This window comes from Staphylococcus pasteuri, from assembly GCF_030547725.1.
Classification (GTDB): Bacteria; Bacillota; Bacilli; order Staphylococcales; family Staphylococcaceae; genus Staphylococcus; species Staphylococcus pasteuri.
The window spans coordinates 1-278 of the sequence record NZ_JAUOQO010000287.1; the positions used below are offsets into that span (position 1 = coordinate 1).

Consider the following 278-nt stretch of genomic DNA (forward strand, 5'->3'; position numbering starts at 1 on the left):
GGGCTGGAACGACCACCGCCGGGCATTTTCGCATTACGCCATGGGCCGCATCCTGTTGCACAGCGATCCCGATCAGGCACGGGCCGAATTCGAAGCGGCCAAACGATTCTATGAATATTCCCCCTCGGCCGAGTTGCATCAGGCCTATGCCGCGTCGCAATTGGCCTCGCTGGAACTGGCGCGCAACAACCCCGAACGGGCCATGCTGTTGATCGGGCCGCATATCGACACCGCCGCCCGCCACGAAAACGCGGCGCTGCTCAGCACCCTGATGATGT

At 62.6% G+C, this 278-nt stretch carries 1 protein-coding gene; it reads left to right on the forward strand.

The window, feature by feature from the left end; translation table 11 throughout:
* The coding region (locus Q4528_RS13695) for a hypothetical protein (protein WP_303522105.1) at nucleotides 1–278 on the forward strand (278 nt) is incomplete at both ends.